Raw genomic sequence first — 20,203 nt, forward strand, 5'->3', positions numbered from 1 at the left:
GCGCGGGTCAAGCCCGCGCATGACGGTGTTTTCAATTCAGAGAGGTGGCCCTACACTGTGCCCATGGCCAAGCGCGCGATCATTCTTGTCATGGATTCCTTCGGCCTCGGCGCCACACCGGATGCGGCGCATTTCGGCGACGAAGGCGCGGACACGCTCGGCCATATCGCCGAGCGGCGCGCCCTGCAAGGCAAGCCGCTCAAGGTCCCGAACCTGGCGCGATTGGGGCTCGGCCTCGCCGCACATCTGGTGCATGGCCGCGTGCTGCCGGGCGTTGCGACCGACGCGATCACCGGCGTCTACGGCGCGGCCAAGGAAGTGTCCCGCGGCAAGGACACGCCGAGCGGCCATTGGGAAATGGCCGGCTGCCCGGTGCCCTTCGACTGGGGCTATTTCGAGGAGAAGCTTCCCTGCTTCCCGCGCGATTTCCTCGAGGCCTTCATTCGGGAGTCGAAGATTCCCGGCATCCTCGGCGACTGCCATGCCTCCGGCACCGAGATCATCGACCGCCTGGGCGAGGAGCATATCCGCACGGGCAAGCCGATATGCTACACCTCGGCGGATTCGGTGTTCCAGATCGCGGCGCATGAGACGCATTTCGGCCTGGAGCGACTCTACGAGATCTGCACCGTCGCCAAGCGGCTCACCGAGCCGCTGCAGATCGCCCGGGTGATCGCGCGGCCCTTCATCGGCGAGCGCGCGGGCAGTTTCCAGCGCACCTCGCATCGCCGCGACCTCACCACGCCGCCGCCGGAAGAGACCTTGCTCGACCGCACCCTGCAGGGCGGCGGCCAGGTGATCGGCGTCGGCAAGATCTCGGACATCTTCGCCGGCCGGGGCGTGCCGAAGACGCTCAAGGCCGAGAACAACATGGGCCTGTTCGACCGCACGCTGGAGGCTATGAACGAGGCCGGAGACCGCTCCATCATCTTCGCCAATTTCGTCGATTTCGATACGCTGCACGGGCATCGCCGCAATGTCGAAGGCTATGCCGCGGCGCTGGAGGAATTCGACCGGCGCCTGCCGGAGCTCGAAGCCAAGCTGCAGCCGGGAGATCTCGTCCTCATCACCGCCGATCACGGCTGCGACCCGACCTTCAAGGGCACCGACCATACCCGCGAGCATGTGCCGGTGATCTTCTTCGGCCCGGGACTGCAGCCGCATTCGGTCGGCATCCGTGGCAGCTTCGCCGACATGGGCCAGACCATTGCCGCCCATCTCGGCCTCGCGCCGTTGAAGCACGGAACGGCCTGCGCATTATGAACGCGATCCTTCCCGATGAACCCCGGCGGTTCCAGCGCAGCGAATCCGGCCTGACGCCGGAGATGGCGCGGGCCTTCGCCGAGGACGGCTATCTCGTCATCGAGGATTTCATGCCGGCGGCCTGGTGCGACAGCCTGCAGGCACGCGCGAAGCAGCTGGTCGAGGATTTCGACGCCGAGGCCCACGCCACTGTCTTCTCCACCACCTCGGCGGCGCATGCCCGCGATACCTATTTCCAGGAATCCGGCGACAAGATCCGCTTCTTCTTCGAGGAAGAAGCCTTCGACGCCGCGGGAAAGCTCAAGCAGCCGAAGGAACTCTCGATCAACAAGATCGGCCATGCGATGCATGACCTCGATCCGGTGTTCAGCGCCTTCTCGCGGCATCCGCATCTGGCAAGCCTGGCCAAGGGCCTGTTCCGCGAGCCGCTTCTCTTGCAGTCGATGTTCATCTTCAAGCCGCCACGGATCGGCGGCGAGGTGACCTGGCACCAGGATTCGACCTTCCTCACCACCGAGCCCCTGAGTGTCATCGGTTTCTGGTTCGCGCTGGAGGACGCCAATGTCGATAACGGCGGCATGATGGCGATTCGCGGCAGCCATAAGGGCCCGCTGCGCAGCCGCTTCTTCCGCAAGGACGGCGCGCTGGTGACCGAGATCCTGGATCCGGCGCCCTACCCGACCGGGCCGAAGGTCGCACTCAGTGCCAAGAAGGGCGCGCTGGTGGTGCTGCACGGATTGCTGCCGCATTGGAGCGGACCCAACCGGTCAGATCGCTCGCGCCACGCCTATACCCTGCATGTGATCGATGGCGCCGCCGAGTATCGCGCCGACAACTGGCTGCAGCGCGGCGCCGACCTTCCTCTACGCGGTTTCTGATCCGTAATAGAGTGTCACCGTGTGACGCGCCTCGGCGAAGAACAGCCAGCGCTCGGTCAGGGTACCGGCCGCGTTGCCGATGGTGGCCAGCGCCAGCAGGAACACCGCCGGCCAGCCGGTGACGAAAGTCGCGAGAAACACCAGCAGCGCCGGCGCGCTGAAACCGAGTCCCAGCGCGATCAGCCGCAGCTTCAGCGCGTGCTTGCGCGCGACCTTGTAGCCCATCTCCCTCAGAAGATAGTTCTCTTCCGTATGGGGCGCGGCGAACATGCGCACCTTGCCGATACCGCCGAGACCGGTGGCGCTTTCCGGCGTCGCAATGCTGCGGCTGCGGTCGATGAAGCGCCAGTAGGCCGCCTTCCCGAGCGCCGCCAGCCCGAGCCCGATGATCGCCGCCCAATCCAGCATGATGGTGGCGTAGTAGGCTGGCAGCAGGATCGCGGCGATGAGCGCCAGCCAGAGCGCACCGCTGGCGAAGCCGAGCAGCAGGTAGTTCGGCAGCACGTAGCCGTTGGCCCAGCGCTGCACGGGCTTGAGGCTGGCATAGATCATCGCGGTCGCCGAAACGGTGGCGAGCGCTAGGACCAGCGTGAGAAGCGCGAGCCAGACCGGCGCCTTGCCGAAGAACACCCAGCAGATCGCCAGCAAGCCCGCAGGCAGGAAGGTCGCGACGGCGAGCACGCCTTCGCGCGAGAGCCAGGAGCTGCGCCATTGGCTGAAGGCGCGCCAGGCCCGCTCCGGATGGCCGAGATGGAAGGTCGAGGAAAGGAGACCCGCCGTCACCATGACGAAGCCCAATCCGAAGCCGACCACGCCCAGCACCGGATCCGCCGGCAGGATGCCGAGCGCGCCGCCGAGGCCGAGCAGGGCCAGCAGCAGGTAGCCGCCGCCGGAGGCCGTGGTGAAGAAGATGACGGAATAGGCGGGATGCATTCTGGATCCGTCTAGCGCGACAGCAGCCGGTCGACCCAGCGCAGAAATCCGCCGGCCGGCGCGACGTCTTCGTCCGGCAGCGCCTTGGCGCCGGTGCAGCCGGCGCGGACCTGGGAGGGGCGCGGCGGCAGGTATTGGTTGACCGGCGCGTAGCCGAGCTCCGGCATCAGCCCGTAGCCGCCGCGCTCCGCCACCAGCTGCGAGACCGGCGACTCTGCATCGCCGAGATCGCCGAAATGCCGCGCGCCGACCGGGCAGGAGGCCACGCAGGCCGGGACGCGGTCGCGCTCGTCCAGGGTCTCGTTGTAGATGCGGTCGATGCAGAGCGTGCATTTCTTCATCACGCCTTCGGCCTGGTCGAATTCCCGCGCGCCGTAGGGACAGGCCCAGGAACAGAGCTTGCAGCCGATGCACTTCTCCTCGTCGACCAGCACGATGCCGTCGGCGGAGCGCTTGAACGAGGCGCCGGTCGGGCAGACGGTGACGCAGGCCGGCGTCTCGCAATGCATGCAGGACTTGGGGAAATGCACGGTGCGGCCGGCACTGCCCTCGCCCGCCTCGAAGGTGTGGATGCGGTTGAACCAGACGCCGTCCGGCTTGGCGCCATAGGCATCGAAGTCGCTCAAGGGTGCGGCATGACCGCCGCTGTTCCATTCCTTGCAGTTGACCGCGCAGGCATGGCAGCCGACGCAGACATCGAGGTCGATGACCAAGCCGAGCTTCTTCGGGGATGCGGCGGGAAGCGACGTCATCGCTTTCGGTCCTGGCGGAACTTGCGCCCGTATTGCAGCAGGTCGAGTGGCCGCTTCAGCGGCGGCTTCAAGGCGGGGAAGCTCGGCGTCGTCTCGCCGCATTCCTCGGCCGCGCATTTCACCAGGCGCACGCGAAGGTCATACCAGGCCGCCTGTCCGGTCACCGGATCGGCATTGGCGTAGCGATAGCCGTCCTCGCGCGGCGGCAGCAGTTCCGAGATCACGTGGTTGAGCAGGAAGCCCTGCTTCGATTCCGGTGCATCATCCGCGAGGTTCCAGGCGCCCTTGCGCTTGCCGATCGCGTTCCAGGTCCAGACTGTGTCCTTGTTGACGCCTTCCATCAGCTGCACCGGTGCCTTGACCCGCCCATGCGGGCTCTCGATCCAGACCCAGTCGCCATCTTGAAGGCCGAGCTTGGTGCCGGTTTCGCGGTTGACGAAGAGCGCGTTGCGCGACTGGATCTGCCGCAGCCAGGCATTCTGCGAGCCCCAGGAGTGATACATGTGCATCGGCCGCTGGGTAATGGCGTGGATCGGGTATTGCGTCTGGTCGACCTCCTCGCCGAAAGGTGGATGCCAGTCCGGCAGCGGATCGAATCTCTCCTTCAACCGCGCGCGCACGGCTTCCGGCGCCGGCTTGGCGCCGAGGCCTTCGCCGGCGAGGCGGAATTTCTGCAGCGGCTCGGAATAGATCTGCAGCACGATCTGGTCGCGCAGGTCCTTCAAGCCCAGCGTGATCGCCCAGTCGAAGTAGTCGGCATTGGCGTGGCGGAAGAACTTGGCATTGTCGGGAATCTCGGTGCGCCAATGGCAGCCGTTCTCGATATAGCGCTGCAGCTGGTCGGGATTGGGTTCACCCTTGCCGGACTGGTCACCGTTGCCGCGAAAGCCGGCCAGCATGCCAACGCCCGGCCGGCGCTGGTGGTTGACGAGATAGTCCTTGAGGCCACCGGGGAATTTCGGCGTGACGCCGTCTTCCTTGCAGAGCGCGGTCAGGCCGAGGCGCGCGCCCAGGTCCAGCAGCACGTCCTGGAAGGCGCGCACGTCGCGGTCGGGCTGGATCACCGGCTGGCGGATCGCATCGGCGGCGCCATCGGCATCGCAGATCGGCCGGTCCAAGAGCGAGATGCAGTCCCAGCGCTCGAGATAGGTGGTGTCCGGGAAGATGAGATCGGCATAGGCCACCATCTCCGAGTAATAGGCATCGGCATAGATGATGTGCGGGATCTTGTATTCGCCGGTCGCGGGATCCTTGTCGGCGAGCTTCTGCATGGTGCCCGACGTGTTCATCGTCGAGTTCCAGGCCATGTTCGCCATGTACATGAACAGGGTGTCGATCGGATAGGGATCCTGCGCCCAGGCGTTGTGGATCACCATATGCATCAGGCCGTGGGCGGAAAGCGGCGCGTCCCAGGAGAAGGCCTTGTCGATCCGCTTCGGCTTGCCGGCGTCATCGACCAGCAGGTGCTCGGGGCCGAGCGGGAAGCCGAGCGGCGGGCCTTTCAGCGGCTGCAGCGGGCCGGTCGCATCGGTCGGCAGCAGCGGCATCGGGATTGCGCGCGGGAACGGCGGCTTGTAGCGGAAGCCGCCCGGGCAATCGATCGAGCCCAGCAGCATCTGCAGGACGTGAATCGCCCGGCAGGTGTCGAAGCCGTTGGAATGGGCGGAGATTCCGCGCATCGCATGCATCGAGACCGGACGGCCGATGAAGCGGTCGTGCTTGCGCCCGGCCCAGTCGGTCCAGTCCGCCATGATCTCGATCGTCTGCTCGAAGGCGGCATGGGCCAGCTCGGATGCGATCCGCTTGATCGTCGCCGCCTCGATGCCGATCTCGGGCGCGACCTTTTCTGGCGCGTATTTCGGGTCGAGATAGCGTTTCACCATCAGCTCGAACACGGTCCGCGCCTTGCGGCCGTCGGGCAGGGTCACGTCACCGATCAGCTGCGGCGCCACATCCGGCTTCAGCGCCGAGATGCAAGCGTTGCGGATCGTGCCGAAGCAGAGCGGCTCGCCGGCCGCGTCGCGCGCGAACAGCCCATTGTCCGCCGTGCCCGGCGCGTCGATCACCAGCCAGGGTGCGTTGGTGTAGCGGACCAGGAAATCGAGATCGATCTTGTCGGCCTTCAGCAACTCGTGGATCAGCGACAACACGAAGAGGCCGTCGGTGCCGGGCCGCAAGCCGATCCATTCATCGGCGATCGCGGAATAGCCGGTGCGCACCGGGTTGATCGAGACGAACTTGGCGCGGTTGTCGGCCGGCCGGCCCTTAAGCTGACCGAGGCCGAGCTTGATCGGGTTGCTGTCGTGATCCTCGGCGACGCCGAACATCATCAGGTAGCGGGTGCGCGCCCAGTCCGGCTCGCCGAATTCCCAGAACGAGCCGCCGATGGTGTAGATCCCGGCCGCCGCCATGTTGACCGAGCAGAAGCCGCCATGCGCCGCATAATTCGGCGTGCCGAACTGCGCCGCCCACCAGCCGGTCAAGGCCTGGCTCTGGTCGCGGCCGGTGAAGAAGGCAAGCTTGCGGGGATCGGTGGCGCGGATCTCGCTGAGCCACATCGTGGCGGTGCGGAGCGCCTCTTCCCATTCGATCTCGCGGAACTCGCCCTTGCCGCGCTCGCCGACACGCATCAGCGGCTTCTGCAGCCGCGCCGGCGAATACTGGGTCATGATGCCGGCCGAGCCCTTGGCGCAGAGCACGCCCTTGTTCACCGGATGGTCGCGGTTGCCCTCGATATAGCGGACCCGCCCGTCCTTCATATGCACTTTGATGCCGCAGCGGCAGGCGCACATGTAGCAGGTGGTGGTCTTCACGCTGTCGCCGGTCTGCGGCGAGGTGTCGATGACGGGCTCGCCCGGAACCTGAGCCGGTGCCTGGTGCAGCTCGGTGACGATGCGGCGCGTGGTCATGAGGGCAGATGCATGCTGGTCTTGGCGATCCCTGTCCGGGTCAATCTAGCCCAGGACACGGAGTCGAGGGGCGCGAAATCACACGCTATTTGAGGAGTTTATGGAATGGCACGCGGGACCTGTCAGGGTCAGGCGCGTCGATTCCGAGGGGCCAGCACGGGATTCACAGCTTGGCCGCAGGTCCACACTGCTGCAGTGCGGATTGCTACGCCGACTGCGTTGCCAGTCCCGGTGCGCCACCGGATTCTTCCGCCTGCTCGGCCAGCTTGGCCTTGAGCTGGGCGGCTTCGGCGCGGCGCTGCTCGCGGCGCTTCAGCACTTCGTAAGAGATGGCGCCGAGCAGCGAGATGCCGATGATGACCACCGCCAGCGCCGACAAGGCTGGCGTGGTGCCTTGGCGCACCTGGCCGGCCAGCACCGTTACCAGGGTCCGGTCGGCGAGGATCGCGAAGGTGGTGGTGTTGTAGTTCTCGAAGGAGGAGAGGAAGGCGATCACCACCGCCGAGACGATCGCGGGTTTGAGGAAAGGCAGCAGGATGTGCCAGAAGACCTGCGGATGCGAGGCGCCGAGGTCGAGCGCCGCCTCTTCCTGGGCCCGGTCGAAGCGGGTCAGGCGCGCCATGAAGATCAGCAGCACATAGGCCGAGATGAAGCTCGCCTGGCCCAGCGTCGCCAGCACCATGCCCTTGTAGAAGACGGCCTTGGTGACTTCGGTCAGGCTCAGGACGTCCTTCCAGAAGATCACCGTCGAGATGCCGATGATGACGCCCGGCGTGAGCAGCGGCGAGATCGTCACCAGGTAATAGAGCCCGCGGGCGCGGTGGTAGATCTGGCTCATGATGATCGCCGCCGCCAGGCCGACCGGCACCGAGATCAGCACCACGGCGATGCCGATGATGATCGAGTTGGTGAGGCCGTCCATCATGGCGCGGTCGTTCCACAGCTTCACGAACCAGTCGGTGGTGAAGCTCTCGAACGGATAGGCCTGCGGATAGCTCGGCGTGTTGAAGGCGGTGATCGACATCACGATGATCGGCCCGAACAGGTAGCCGAAGAACAGCAGGATGTAGAAGCCGAGCATGGCCTTCATGACGTGCTTCGACTTCATTTTATGGTCTCCCCGAGCGAGACCTTGAAGAGCCGGAGCATCAGCATGACGAGGGCGATACAGGCGGCGAGCAGGATGAAGGCATAGGCCGAGCCGCGCGCCCAGTTGAACGCCTGGAAGAAGAAGTTGTAGATCACCGAGGTGAACCAGAGGGTGCGCGGACCGCCGAGGAAGAGCGGTGCCGCCAAGGCACCCGCCGAGAACATGAAGACCATGGTGCAGCCCGAGGCGATGCCGGGCTTGGCATAGGGGATGACGATGTCCTTGTGGATCCGCCACCAGGGGGCGCCGAGGTCGCGGGCCGCCTCGATCTGGTTCTTGTCCAGGCTCTCGATCGCGTTGTAGAGCGGGAAGATCATCACCAGCAGGTAGGCGTAGGAGAGGCCGACATAGAGGCCGACATTATTGCCGAGGAAGTCGATCGGCGTGTCGAGGATGCCGATGCCGACCAGGATGTTGTTGATCAGGCCCTTCGAGGCCAGCAGCAGCCGCAGCGAGAAGGCGCGCAGGATCTCGTTCACCCAATAGGGCACGATCAGGCCCAGCAGAATCAGCCGCACCTTCTGCGGAGTGCCTGCCTGCGCCATGTAATAGGCCAGCGGATAGCAGATCGCGAAGTTCAAGGCGGTCACCGCCATCGAGGCGATGATCGAGAAGATGAAGGCGTTGATATGCGTCCAGTTGGTGCCGCCGGTCGGCAGCACGATGAAGGATTCATACTGGGCGAGTGTCAGCACATCGTTCGGGCCGCCGCGCTCGGTCGGCGGCAGCCGCGGGTGGAAGCTCTCCACCACCATGTAGAGATAGGGCAGCACCACCAGGAACAGCATCCAGAAGGCGACCAGCAGGATGAAGGCGATGCCCAGCGTCTTCCCGTTGCGCTCGAAATAGCCCTTGCGCGAGGCATCCTTGTGCACGCGCGATTCCCAGCGCGCCATCAGCCAGAAGACGGCGATGACGACGATCGGGACGATGAAGACGAGGGCGCGGCTACTCACGCGCAAGCTTCCCGTCGGGCAGGACCAAGCCGAGGCTGGGGTCGTAGGAAACCGCGGCGGCGGCACCCTGCGCCGGAATCGTCAGGCCGTTCTGCCGGCCCACGGTCACGGTGATGTCCTTCTTGCCCGCGCCTTCGAGGAAGACATGGGTCATGTTGCCTTCGAAGGCAACGTTCTTGACCCGCGACGAGAGCGTGGTATCGGCGCCGCCGGAGACCAGGTTGGCCGATTCCGGACGCACGAACAGGATCGCGCGGTCGCCCGCCTTCAACCCCTTCGGATTGCGCCCGCGCAATTGCCCGAACGGCGTGTCGACCACGGCGAAGGTTCCGTCGGCCTTGGCGACGCTGCCGGCAAAGGCGTTGTTCTCGCCGACGAAGGAGGCGACGAAAGCGGTCGAGGGCTCGTCGTAGACCGCGCGGCCGTCGGCAATCTGCTGGATGACGCCGTCGCTCATGACCGCGATGCGGTCCGACATGGTCAGCGCTTCGCCCTGGTCGTGGGTGATGTAGATGAAAGTGATGCCGACCAGCTGCTGGATCGACCGGAGCTCGGCGCGCATATGCTGCCGGAGCTTGAGGTCCAATGCCGAGAGCGGTTCGTCGAGCAGCAGCACCTTGGGCTGGACGCAGAGCGCGCGGGCGATCGCCACGCGCTGCTTCTGGCCGCCGGAGAGCTCGCTGACCAGCTTGTCGCCCTGGCCCGGCAGGGCGATCAGCTGCAACAGCTCGTCCGCCTTCTTGCGGCGCTCGGCCTTGGAGACGCCGCGCACGCGCAGGCCGTAGGTAATGTTCTCCGCCACCGACATCAGCGGGAACAGCGCCAGGTTCTGGAAGATGAGGGCGGTCGGCCGCTGGTTCGGGCCGAAGCCGGACATGTCCTGGCCGCCGATCCGGATCTTGCCTTCGCTGGGCTCCAGGAAGCCGGAAATGGCGCGCAAGATCGTGGTCTTGCCGCAGCCCGAGGGCCCCAGGAAAGAGAAGAACTCGCCGCCCTTGATGTCGAGTGTCGCGTCCTTGACCGCGGTGAAGTCGCCGAAGCGGACCGTCACGTGATCGAGTTCGACGCCGGCACTCATCTGCCTGCTCTCTGCCAAAGCCCCGCCCTGCCGTTTCTTAACGTTTGAATCGAGTTTCCACGTAAGGTCCCGTCAGATCAAGGGCGATCGCTGGGGCCAAACCCTCGGGGAGCAAAAACAATCAGCCCCGGCGCAAGGCCGGGGCTGTTGTCTTTCAGGTCGAAACGGCTCAGGCCGCCGCGAACTGCTCGGCGTACTGGCTGCGGATTTCCGCGTACCAGCCGGGCTCGGCCGGCCAGGGCCAGACGTTCTTCAGCGCGTCGCCAGGATAGGCTTCCTGGAAGTTCTTCTTGAAGGCTTCCGAGGTCAGCGCATCGCCGCCGGTCACGACCGGGTTGTAGTTGGAACCGTCGGAAATCTTGGCCGAAACTTCCGGGGTATGCAGGTAGTTCAGGAACTCGTAGACCTGATCGAGGTTCTTCGCCGCCTTGGTCAGCGAAGCGCCGTCGAGCCAGACGATGGCGCCTTCGACCGGAGCCTGGTAGCTGACCGGCTTGCCTTCCTTCTTCAAGGTCAGCGGCGGGCCGTCCCAGGTCTGGCCGAGCCAGACGTCGTTCTCCATCAGGCCGGACTTGGTGTTGTCGGCCGAATCCCAGAACTGCTTGACCCAGGACTTGTGCTCGATCGCGAACTTCAGGATCGGGTCCCAGATCTTCTTGAACGACTCTTCGTCCTTGTAGCCGTCGAGCATGCGGTTGGACGGCATCTGGCCGCTGTGGTCCATCCACAGGCCGATGCCGAGCAGGAAGGAGTGACCGCGGCCCTGAGTGTGGCCCTTCACGTCATCCTGCCAGAGCGAGCCGTAGCTCAATTTGGTGAGATCGCCCTTGTAGAGGTCGGTGCGGAACGACAAGGCTTCCGAGCCCCAGCAATGCGGCAGGTAGTAGAGGCCGTCTTCCCAGGTCCACAGGCTCTTCGCCTGGCCGAGCATCGACGGCAGCAGCGCGTCGAGATGCGTCAGCTTGCTGGTATCGAACGGCGCCAGCACCTGGAGATCCTTGTACTGCGGCGCGCGGTTGCAGGTCGGCGAGACGATGTCGAAGCCTTCGCCGCCGGTCGCCTGCAGCTTGTTGATCTGCTCTTCGTTCTGCGAGAACGGCGTCTGGTTGACCTTGATGCCGGTCTTCTTCTCGAAATCGGGAATCACCGGGTCCGGATACTCGTCCGACCACATCAGCAGATTGAGCTCGCCCGAGGACGAGAAGGCGTCCTTGACGATCCACGGCGCCGAAAAAGCCGCGGCGCCCGCCAGGACCGAGGTCTTCAGCATGGTGCGGCGGTTGAAGGCGCGCGCCGCCAGCAGCGTCGCCCGCGTCGCCTTTTGATCTGGAGTAAGCTTGGTCATACGTCACCCTCCTGAGGTTTCTCTGCGCCAGTCAGCCGCGTTTTCTTGCGAGCGGCTGCTTTGACGGTCTGGGTGTAGCCGGGCCGGTATGAACATTCGGCCGCCGATCCCGTGAAGGATGGCGGGCAGGTTCCCAGCGCTGGCACTCCCGAACTCTTTTTGTTGCAAACCAGCATAACCGGTCTGAAGGGACTTGCAACGAGCTTCACCGCAGTTTCACGAAACTGCTATATATCCGGGCAGCAATCGGACGGGTCCCCAGGGTTAATGCGTGAGTTTTATTGATGGGGCCAGCGAGGGGTATTCATTGGTCCACGCCAGCCGCGCCTTCCTGTTCCGCCTGGAGCCCGACAAGTCGGTCACCTTGCAGGCCCAGCTGCGCCGCATGCTGGTCTCGGCCATCCTCGACGGCCAGATCCTGCCCGGCGCCCCCCTGCCCTCCTGCCGCTCGCTGGCCCAATCGCTGAAGGTGGCGAGAAATACTGTGGTCCTCGCCTATCAGGACCTGGTCGAGGAAGGCTTCCTGATCGCCCGCGAGCGTTCGGGCTTCTTCGTGAACCCGGAGATCCTGACCGGCCGCGCCCCAGGACAGGAGCGTGGGGGTGCGGCGGCGGAAACCAAGCGCTTCGAACCGGCGCCGGACCAGGCGCCGGACTGGGCCGCGCGATTCAAGACGCGGCCGGGATTGCAGCGGAACATCGTGAAGCCCGCCAACTGGCAGGACTACCCCTATCCCTTCATCTATGGCCAAGTCGACCAGAGCCTGTTCCCGTTAGCCGCCTGGCGCGAATGCTCGCGGCAGGCCTTGAGCGTCAACGCGGTCAAGGACTGGTCCAAGGACCGCTTCACCGACGACGACCCGCTGCTGATCGAGCAGATCCGCACCCGGCTGCTGCCGCGCCGCGGCGTGCGCGTGGCGCCGGACGAGATCCTGGTGACGGTCGGCGCGCAGCATGCGCTCTATCTCCTTGCCAGCCTGTTGTTCGACAGCAAGACCACCTTCGGCATCGAGGATCCGGGCTACACCGACGCCCGCAATATTGCCGGCCTGTTCGCCGGCAAGCGCCTGGCGCTCCAGGTCGATGAGCAGGGTCTCATCCCCGGCCCCGCGCTTGCCGAATGCGACTATGTCTATGTGACGCCCAGCCATCAGTTCCCGACCACGGTGACCATGTCGCTGGAGCGCCGCCACACCCTGCTCGAGCGCGCGCAGGCCGACGACTTCGTGATGATCGAGGACGATTACGAAAGCGAGCTCTCGCACCAGGGCAGCCCGCAGCCGGCGCTGAAGTCGATGGACCGCAGCGGCCGCGTGGTCTTCATCTCCTCGCTCTCCAAGACTCTCGCCCCCGGACTTCGCCTCGGCTACATGGTGGGCCCGAAGGAGCTGATCGCCGAGGCGCGCGCCTTGCGCCGGCTGATGATCCGACATCCCGCCACCAACAACCAGCGCACCATCGCGCTGTTCCTCGCCGACGGGCATCACGACGCGCTGCTGCGGCGGCTGTGCAATGTCTACCGCGAGCGCCTCGCCGCCGCAGTGACGGCGATGGTCAAACATTTGCCGGAATTCTCGGTGAACCTCACGGCGGGCGGCACCGCGCTCTGGATCAGCGGGCCCGCGCAGATCGACATGAGCGCGGTCGAGAAGGCCGCCTTGGCCAAGGGGGTGGTGATTGAATCCGGCGCGGTGCATTTCCTCAACCAGCCGGGGCCGAAGAACTTCTGCCGCCTCGGCGTCTCCTCGATCCCGACGGAACGCATCGAGCCCGGCATCATGCGGCTTGCGGAGGCGGTCAAAGAGCAGCTGCGCTAGCCTCGCCTTGGCGGCGTCGCTCCTGTTTCCCATCGCCTCGCACGCGCAAGAGGTTCCCGACGAGCCTGTCGGCGCCGAGATCGCCTATGGCATGAGCTTCTTCGAGTTTGATGTCTGTGGCGATGTCGAAGCTGGAAGAATCTTCCGCCGACTCATTATCGCAAAGATCAAAGCCTGCTCATACTCCGCTGCGGCCAGAGAGAAGTTCCAGGCACACATTTTCAAAACGGCGGAAGGCTTCGCTGAAGCACTGCTGCAGGCGCGCGCCGAAGGACGCCTTGACCAGCTAAATGGCCCGCCTGCGATCGAAGAAGAGAAAATCAACCCGCATGGCGGTCCTAAGTCCTGTAAGGAATACCGCGAAACGTCGGACTATCTCGAACGGCGGGAGCGCCTGATGCGCTACGCTAAGGGTGAAATCGGCATCGACGAAGCGCTTGGCGAGGGCGGCTGCCCGTCTGGACCGGCGGCCCTTTAGCACTGGCCCTATCCGACGTGGCGGCTGCCGCTTATTCTGCCCAACATGCGTCTCCTCACCATCAACGCTGGATCGTCCAGCCTCAAATTCGCGACCTTCCGGCTGGACGATCTCGGCTGCGAGTTGCGCGGGCAGCTGTCCGGCATCGGGCAGGGTTTTGCCAAGCTCAGCGGTGTCGTCTGGCCCACGGAGAATCTGAAGCTCCAGAACCATCGCGACGCGGTGGCGCTGTTGATCGAGCGGCTGGAGGTCGCGGCGGTCGGGCATCGGGTGGTGCATGGCGGCACGCGCTTCACCGCGCCGGTCAAAATCGATGCGGCCACGATCGGGCACTTGCGCAATCTCATTCCGCTGGCGCCCTTGCACCAGCCGCACAATGTCGCGGCGATCGAGGCGGTCGCAGCGGCGCTGCCAAACGTCCCCCAGATCGCCTGTTTCGACACCGCCTTCCACGCCAGCATGCCGGAGACCGCCGCGCGTTTCGCGCTGCCGGACCGCTTTTGGGAGAAGGGAATCCGACGCTATGGATTCCATGGTCTTTCCTATGAGGCGATCCTGCAGCGGCTCGGCGGCGATGCCCCAAAGCGCCTGATCATCGCGCATCTTGGCAACGGCGCCAGCCTCGCCGCGGTCCGGGATGGCAAATGCGTCGCCACGACGATGGGATTCTCGACCCTCGACGGGCTGGTCATGGGCACGCGGGGCGGCCTGCTCGATCCCGGCGTGCTCCTGCACCTGATGCGCAGCGAGGGCTACGATCTCGCGAAGCTGGAGAAGCTGCTCTACCACGAGAGCGGATTGCTGGCGCTGGGCGGCACGGCGGACATGAAGACGCTGCTGGAAACCGACAACGATCGCGCGCGGCTCGCGGTCGAGATCTACTGCACGCGCATCGCCCGCGAGGTCGGCTCGCTGGCGGCAGCGCTGCGAGGGGTCGATGCGCTGGTCTTCACCGGCGGGGTCGGCGAGAATGCGGCGCCGATCCGGGACCGCGTGACTGCGCAGCTGCAATGGCTGGGTGCCCTCGACATCCGCGTCATCCCGACCGATGAAGAGCTGACCATCGCGCGGCACACCAAAAGCCTGCTCGGGTGATGGAGCTCTCGATCACCACCTGGGCGCTCGCCAGTCTCTGCATCTTCGTCGCCGCCTTCATCCGCGGCTTCACCGGCTTCGGCCTCGCGGTGGTGGGCGTGCCGATGCTCTCGCTGTTCTTCGCGCCGGCGGAGATCGTGCCGTCGATCATGATCCTCGCCATCATCGCCGGGCTGCAGCTGATCCCGAAGATCTGGCGCAAGGTCGATTGGAAGCTGCTCACTCCCACCATCGCCGGCGCCGCGATCGGCACGCCGCTCGGTACCTGGCTGCTGGCCGGAGTCTCGGCCGACTGGATGCGGGTGCTGATCGGCCTCGCCGTGCTCGCGGCGTCGGGCGCGGTGCAGCTCGGCTTCCGCTTCCAGCAGCGCCCGCCTGCCGCAGTCTCCGCCGGCTTCGGCGCGATCGCGGGATTGACCGGCGGCGCCGCGGCCATGCCGGGGCCGTCGGTGATCTTCCTGTTCCTCGCGATGCCGATCGCGCATGAGGCGGGGCGCGCGAGCCTCATCCTGTTCTTCCAGGTCTCGGCGGCGATGAGCGCGGTCTCGGCCACCTTCGGCGGATTGATGCAGCTTCCGGCCCTTATCCTCGGCGCCTTGCTAGTGCCGGCGATGCTGGTCGGCAACTGGCTGGGCGACCGAGTCTTCGACAAGGCCTCGGCCAAGACCTATCGGCGGATCGTGGTCCTGCTGCTGGCGGGCCTCGGTGCCATCGCCGCGGTCCGCGGCCTGATCGGGCTCCTGAACTGAGCGCTATTGCAGCGGGATCTCGACCGGGGTCGGCTCGCCTTCCTTGGGGCCGTCGAACATCAGCAGCGCCCGCGCCGTCGCGGCATTCTCGTCGAGCAGCAGCAGAGCCTCCGGCTTGGTCTTCTTGCCGTAGGGCTTAAGGTCGAGGCGCTTCTCGGCGGCGCCTTCATTCCAGGAATAGATCGCATAGTCGCCGATCGCGATCGCGTGTTTCTTCGGCGGATCGTTCACCGGCCCGGCGATCAGCAGGAAGCCGTCGCCGGAGACGGTGAGGTCGCGGATGCCGCGCGAGTCGCCCTGGGTGTCCTGGTCGAGCGCAAGCCGGAACAGCGTCGCCTCGCCCGCCGCGCCGTCGAACAGGGCGGGCAGCGGCACCCGGGCGATCACGGCGCTGCCGTCGTCAATCACCGGCCCGCGCATCGCCGCGTAGAGCTGGTCGCTCTTGACCGCGATGCCTTCGACCGTCAGCCCGTTCTTCCCCAGCGGCCGGTCGAAGGCCGCTGCCAGGACCGGATCCTTCGCCAGGATCTCCGCCAGCGCCGTCGAGGTGGTGACGACCGGGGCGCCGGTGAGCGCGCCGGTCGCGAGATCGACTGCATCAGCCGGGAGGGCGATGCGGAAGATCTTGCGGGTCGCCGCGGCCTTCAGCAGGTTCTTCGCCTCTTTCGCCGCGTCCTCCTCGTGGCGCGGGCGGCCCTGCGAGCCGGCGACATAGAAGAAGCCGTCGGCATAGGCGACGCCTTCGGCATCGAGCTCCAGCGGCTTGCCGTCATGGACGTCGTCGATCAGCGGGATGAAATCGCCGGCGATCAGCAGATCCTGTTGCAGGATCACCACCTGCGCGCCTTGGGTTTCGTCATCCACGACGAGGCAGAGCCGCGGCAGCGGGCCCGGCGCGCAGGCGATGCCGCTCACGTCCTCGGATTTCTCCGGCTTGCCGTCCTTGAGCTTGCCCTGCAGCCGGTTCTTCACCCGCCAATCGGAATCCGCCGCCGATGCCGGCGCGGCGAAGGCGGCGGCGAGCGTGATTGCCAGCAGGCACGAGCCGAGGCGGCGAAGTCTCATGTCTTTGATCCCCTTGGGGGGAGCGTGCCGCGTGTTTCAGTGCGAGGCAATAGGCGGTGTCTCGCACCCCCACCCTAACCCTCCCCCGATTCGGGGGAGGGGACAGACCGAGTTCGTCATCTACTCCCTCCCCCGAATCGGGGGGGGGCCGGGGTGGGGGTGCGTAGGCGCGCGGCTACTTCGCCGCCGTCCCGCGCACGATGGTCTCGGCAATGCCGTCGATCATGCCTTCGAGCACCTTGGGGTCCTCGGAGAGCACCACCTGCTGCATGAAGCCCAGGCCGAAGGCGAAAGTGGTGATGGTGGCGGCAAGCTGCGCCAGATCGACCGCAGGGTCGAGCGTGCCGTTGTCGCGGAAATGCTGCAGCCGGTGCACCAGATGCGGCATCCGGCTCTCCTTGTAATGCGCCTTCAGACTGGCGGCGAGGTCGGGATCGACCAGCGCCCGCGAGATGAACACGCGGAGAAAATCGCGGTTGGCGTCGGCCTGCAGGATCTCGTGCCTGAGCACAGTGGCGATCTCGGCCTTCAGGCTGTCGCTGGGTGGCGCGGCGCGGCAGGCGGTCAGCCGCTCGCCGCACATGTTGCCGACGATCGCCTGCAACAGCCCGGCCTTGCCGCCAAAATAGCGCTGGATCAGCCCTTCGTTGACGCCGGCCCGCGTCGCGACCTCCTTGGTCGTGGCGCCGTCGAAACCGCGCTCCGCGAAGACGGCGACCGCGGCCTTGAGCAGCGCCTGCTTGGTCGCCTCCTTGTCGCGGCGGCGCGCGACCAGGCACGGCTCGCCATCGGCCTGCTTGGGGCAGCCGCTCTCGGCCTCGTCATCCAGAATGTCGGTTTCGGCGTTCGTGCTCATGGCTCTCGAAATATCACGCGGCTTCGACGATCAGGGCTTGAAATTGCCTGTTCCAGAAGTATGTAATCACTTACTTAACGATTTCCAAGCCTCACCCTCTCGATGCCAACCTTCTGAAAACCAAAGGAATATGCGCATGCTGTTCGACCCCGTGAAAGTCGGCCCCTATACCCTCGCGAACCGGATTGTGATGGCGCCCATGACTCGCAGCCGGGCCAAGGCGGGCTTCGTCCCCTCGGGCATGGCGGCGACCTATTACACCCAGCGCGCCTCGGCCGGCCTGATCGTGACGGAGGCGACCCAGGTCTCGCCCCAGGGCATCGGCTATGTCCACACGCCGGGCATCTACACGCAAGCGCAGGTCGAGGGCTGGAAGAAGGTGACCGACGCCGTGCACAAGGCCGGCGGCCGGATCTTCCTGCAGCTCTGGCATGTCGGCCGGATCTCCAACCCGACCCTGCAGGAGAACAACGCGCTCCCGGTGGCGCCCTCGGCGATCGCGCCCAAGGGCGAGAGCATGACCATCGACTACAAGATGACGCCCTATGTGACGCCGCGGGCGCTCGAGACGCATGAGATTGCCGCTATCGTCGAGGATTTCCGCAAGGGTGCCGAGAATGCGAAGCAGGCCGGCTTCGACGGCGTCGAGCTCCACGGCGCGAACGGCTACCTGATCGACCAGTTCCTGCGCGACGGCACCAATCATCGCACCGATCAATACGGCGGCTCGGTCGAGAACCGCGCGCGTTTCCTGATCGAGGTGACCGAGGCGGTGGTCGGCGTCTGGGGCGGCGAGCGCGTCGGGGTGCGGCTGTCGCCCAACACCAACTTCAACGACATGTATGACAGCAACCCGCGCGCGATCTTCGGCCATGCGGCCAAGGCGCTGGAGCGCTTCAACCTCGCCTACCTGCACGTGACCCGCGCCGGCCCCGGCGACGACGTGCCCGGCGGCCCGATCGACGCCGACTTCTTCCGCCCGCTGTTCCGCAACCCCATCATCTCCGCGGCCGGCTACGGCTCGGCGGCGGAAGCGGAAACGCAGCTGAAGACCGGCAACGCCGATCTCATCGCCTTCGCGACGCTGTTCATCTCCAACCCCGACCTGCCAGCGCGCTTCAAGCAGAACGCGCCGCTCGCCAAGGCCGACCGCGCCACCTTCTACGGCGGCGACGCCAAGGGCTATATCGACTATCCGAGCCTGGAGGCGGCGATGGCATAACGGCGCCGCGCTTCACCAGCGCCGACGCCAGGCAGGGCCGGGAGGGAACTCCCGGCCCTTTTCCCATGGCCCGATCCCGAAGGAACCGGTCAACGGCATCTGCCGCGTGGCGAAGCCTAGTTCAGCCGGTCGGCGATTTTGGCCAATGCCGCCTTGGCGCAGATCTCATCATTGGCACCCCCAGGCGCGCCGCCGATACCGATGGCCGCGACCATCTCGCCGTCCATCTTCACGCCGACCGCGCCGGGAAGCAGGAACAGGTTCGGCAAGGTGGCATAGGTCGCGGCAAAGGGATTGGTCTTCAACTGCTCGACCCAGTCGCCCAGCACGTCGAAGCCGAAGATCGGCCCCATTGTCACAACGGTATAGGCCTTGCGGAAGCTCGCATCCTTGGTGTGGATCGTGCTGCGGTCTCCCTTGGCCTGCAGCTTGATGTTGCCGCCGGCATCGACCACCGTGACGGTGACGTGCCAGCCGTGAGCCTCGCATACCCGGATGCCCTCGGCAGCGGCTTCCATGGCCAAGTCGAGCGGGAGGAAACCCTGTTTCATATCCGTGGCGGCCGCGGCTTCCGTTGCCGGCGCGGCGAGGCCGAGGCACATCCCGAACGCGGCCTGGATCATTGCCCTCTGCATGGCGTGTCCCCCCTCAATTCTCGAGCTTCAGGCGATCGAGGAAGGTGAGCATCGCGGCGGAGATCTCCGGCAGATGCGTCTCCAGCGCGAAATGCCCGGCGTCATAGCCGTGGATCTCGGCGCCCGGCACCAGGGTCTTGAAGAAATCACGGCCCGCTGTCGTGAAGAACGGGTCGTTGTCGCCCCACACCACCAGCATCGGCGGCTGAGTGGCCTTCAGGTATTCCTGCCACATCGGGTATTGCGCAACGTTGTCCTGGTACTGGTAGAGCAGCTCAACTTGGATCCGATCGTTGCCCGGCCGGTCCAGCAGCGCCTGGTCGAAGGTCCAGGCATCGGGATTGACCCGGTCGGCGCGTGACTCACCGTGGGTGTACTGGAATTTTGTGGCCTCGGCGTTGAAGGCCGCGCGCAGCGGCTTCTCCGTCTCGGGGGTGCGGCTCTGCCAAGCCGGCAGGAAGCTTGCCACCACTTCCTGGTGCCAGCCTTCGACATTGACGACGGCGTTCTGCACCACGAAGCCGCGCACCTTCTCCGGGTGTTTCAGCGCCAGGCGCATGCCGATCGGTCCGCCGTAGTCCTGCATGTAGATGACATAGCTTTGCAGCCCGAGCTGCGCGGCGAACGAGTCCATGACGGTGGCGAGATTGGCGAACGTGTACTGGAACTGATCGACACCGGGCGTGCTCGAATAGCCGAAGCCGGGATAATCCGGTGCGATCACGTGATAGCGCTGCGCCAGAACCGGGATGAGATCGCGGAACATGTGCGACGATGACGGAAAGCCGTGCAGCAGCAGGACGGTCGGCGCCGATTTCGGGCCGGCCTCACGATAGAAGATGTCGAGGCCCTGCACCTCGGCGTGATGAAAGGTGGTGGGCTCGGCCTGGGCTGGCGACAGGGCCTGCATGGACCCGAGCAGCGTCCCGAGGCCCGCGGCGTGCAGCGTGCGTGACATGGAAGCTCCTTGACGGAATGAAGGGACGGTGCCCGGGGGTGATGGATGCGCGGCGAGCGCCGGTC

18 protein-coding genes are annotated in these 20,203 nt (G+C 65.7%); 7 read left to right on the forward strand and 11 right to left on the reverse strand.

Features of this window, described 5'->3' with window-relative positions; translation table 11 throughout:
* The first annotated feature begins 63 nt into the window (after positions 1-63).
* Positions 64-1,263: a phosphopentomutase gene (locus ACYQ4T_RS25150; RefSeq protein ID WP_459859375.1), complete on the forward strand. Its 1,200-nt coding sequence runs from the start codon at positions 64-66 to the stop codon at positions 1,261-1,263.
* Complete coding sequence (locus ACYQ4T_RS25155) at positions 1,260-2,141, forward strand: phytanoyl-CoA dioxygenase family protein (protein WP_459859376.1); 882 nt, start codon at positions 1,260-1,262, stop codon at positions 2,139-2,141. Before ACYQ4T_RS25150 ends, ACYQ4T_RS25155 begins: the two co-directional genes overlap by 4 nt.
* Here ACYQ4T_RS25155 and ACYQ4T_RS25160 read toward each other — a convergent pair.
* From ACYQ4T_RS25160 to ACYQ4T_RS25190, 7 genes are all read right to left on the reverse strand, one after another.
* Entirely contained in the window at positions 2,127-3,074 is a 948-nt protein-coding gene (locus ACYQ4T_RS25160) for a dimethyl sulfoxide reductase anchor subunit family protein (protein WP_459859377.1), read from the reverse strand. The two genes, ACYQ4T_RS25155 and ACYQ4T_RS25160, sit on opposite strands and share 15 nt — an antisense overlap.
* A gap of 11 nt (positions 3,075-3,085) precedes the next feature.
* Entirely contained in the window at positions 3,086-3,826 is a 741-nt protein-coding gene (locus ACYQ4T_RS25165; protein ID WP_459859378.1) for a 4Fe-4S dicluster domain-containing protein, read from the reverse strand.
* Positions 3,823-6,735 (reverse strand): molybdopterin oxidoreductase family protein, encoded by a 2,913-nt coding sequence (locus ACYQ4T_RS25170; protein WP_459859379.1) that lies wholly within the window; start codon positions 6,733-6,735, stop codon positions 3,823-3,825. Before ACYQ4T_RS25170 ends, ACYQ4T_RS25165 begins: the two co-directional genes overlap by 4 nt.
* A 205-nt stretch (positions 6,736-6,940) precedes the next feature.
* The gene (locus ACYQ4T_RS25175; RefSeq protein ID WP_459859380.1) at positions 6,941-7,843 is read right to left on the reverse strand and encodes an ABC transporter permease; all 903 of its coding nucleotides are present in this window, start codon (positions 7,841-7,843) and stop codon (positions 6,941-6,943) included.
* Complete coding sequence (locus ACYQ4T_RS25180; RefSeq protein ID WP_459859381.1) at positions 7,840-8,841, reverse strand: ABC transporter permease; 1,002 nt, start codon at positions 8,839-8,841, stop codon at positions 7,840-7,842. The genes ACYQ4T_RS25175 and ACYQ4T_RS25180 overlap by 4 nt, the downstream gene beginning before the upstream one ends.
* A complete protein-coding gene (locus tag ACYQ4T_RS25185) occupies positions 8,834-9,919 on the reverse strand; it encodes an ABC transporter ATP-binding protein (protein WP_459859383.1) in 1,086 nt (361 codons plus the stop codon). Before ACYQ4T_RS25185 ends, ACYQ4T_RS25180 begins: the two co-directional genes overlap by 8 nt.
* A gap of 169 nt (positions 9,920-10,088) precedes the next feature.
* Positions 10,089-11,264, reverse strand: a complete 1,176-nt coding sequence (locus tag ACYQ4T_RS25190) for an extracellular solute-binding protein (protein ID WP_459859384.1) — start codon at positions 11,262-11,264, stop codon at positions 10,089-10,091.
* A 307-nt stretch (positions 11,265-11,571) separates the two neighbouring features.
* Here ACYQ4T_RS25190 and pdxR point away from each other — a divergent pair, with 307 nt between their 5' ends.
* Genes pdxR through ACYQ4T_RS25210 form a run of 4 tightly spaced genes read left to right on the forward strand, consistent with a single transcriptional unit; the run spans position 11,572 to position 15,402 of the window.
* Positions 11,572-13,080, forward strand: a complete 1,509-nt coding sequence (pdxR, locus tag ACYQ4T_RS25195; RefSeq protein ID WP_459859385.1) for a MocR-like pyridoxine biosynthesis transcription factor PdxR — start codon at positions 11,572-11,574, stop codon at positions 13,078-13,080.
* A gap of 7 nt (positions 13,081-13,087) precedes the next feature.
* Positions 13,088-13,558, forward strand: coding sequence for a hypothetical protein (locus tag ACYQ4T_RS25200; protein ID WP_459859386.1), 471 nt, complete (start codon positions 13,088-13,090; stop codon positions 13,556-13,558).
* Between the two features lie 45 nt (positions 13,559-13,603).
* Entirely contained in the window at positions 13,604-14,653 is a 1,050-nt protein-coding gene (locus tag ACYQ4T_RS25205) for an acetate/propionate family kinase (RefSeq protein ID WP_459859387.1), read from the forward strand.
* On the forward strand, positions 14,653-15,402 hold the full coding sequence (locus tag ACYQ4T_RS25210; RefSeq protein WP_459859697.1) for a sulfite exporter TauE/SafE family protein: 750 nt from the start codon (positions 14,653-14,655) through the stop codon (positions 15,400-15,402). The genes ACYQ4T_RS25205 and ACYQ4T_RS25210 overlap by 1 nt, the downstream gene beginning before the upstream one ends.
* Before the next feature lie 3 nt (positions 15,403-15,405).
* On the opposite strand, the gene ACYQ4T_RS25215 is transcribed toward ACYQ4T_RS25210, so the two are convergent.
* Both ACYQ4T_RS25215 and ACYQ4T_RS25220 read right to left on the reverse strand, forming a co-directional pair.
* The gene (locus tag ACYQ4T_RS25215; RefSeq protein WP_459859388.1) at positions 15,406-16,467 is read right to left on the reverse strand and encodes a DUF3616 domain-containing protein; all 1,062 of its coding nucleotides are present in this window, start codon (positions 16,465-16,467) and stop codon (positions 15,406-15,408) included.
* A gap of 175 nt (positions 16,468-16,642) precedes the next feature.
* On the reverse strand, positions 16,643-17,323 hold the full coding sequence (locus tag ACYQ4T_RS25220) for a TetR/AcrR family transcriptional regulator (RefSeq protein WP_459859389.1): 681 nt from the start codon (positions 17,321-17,323) through the stop codon (positions 16,643-16,645).
* Between the two features lie 136 nt (positions 17,324-17,459).
* Here ACYQ4T_RS25220 and ACYQ4T_RS25225 point away from each other — a divergent pair, with 136 nt between their 5' ends.
* Positions 17,460-18,545, forward strand: coding sequence for an alkene reductase (locus tag ACYQ4T_RS25225; RefSeq protein ID WP_459859390.1), 1,086 nt, complete (start codon positions 17,460-17,462; stop codon positions 18,543-18,545).
* A 116-nt stretch (positions 18,546-18,661) separates the two neighbouring features.
* Here the strand turns inward: ACYQ4T_RS25225 and ACYQ4T_RS25230 are convergent, their stop codons facing one another.
* Positions 18,662-19,180, reverse strand: coding sequence for a GlcG/HbpS family heme-binding protein (locus tag ACYQ4T_RS25230; protein ID WP_459859391.1), 519 nt, complete (start codon positions 19,178-19,180; stop codon positions 18,662-18,664).
* A gap of 13 nt (positions 19,181-19,193) precedes the next feature.
* A complete protein-coding gene (locus ACYQ4T_RS25235) occupies positions 19,194-20,138 on the reverse strand; it encodes an alpha/beta fold hydrolase (protein ID WP_459859392.1) in 945 nt (314 codons plus the stop codon).
* Between the last annotated feature and the right edge of the window lie 65 nt (positions 20,139-20,203).

The sequence above is a fragment of the Dongia sp. agr-C8 genome (assembly GCF_054658695.1).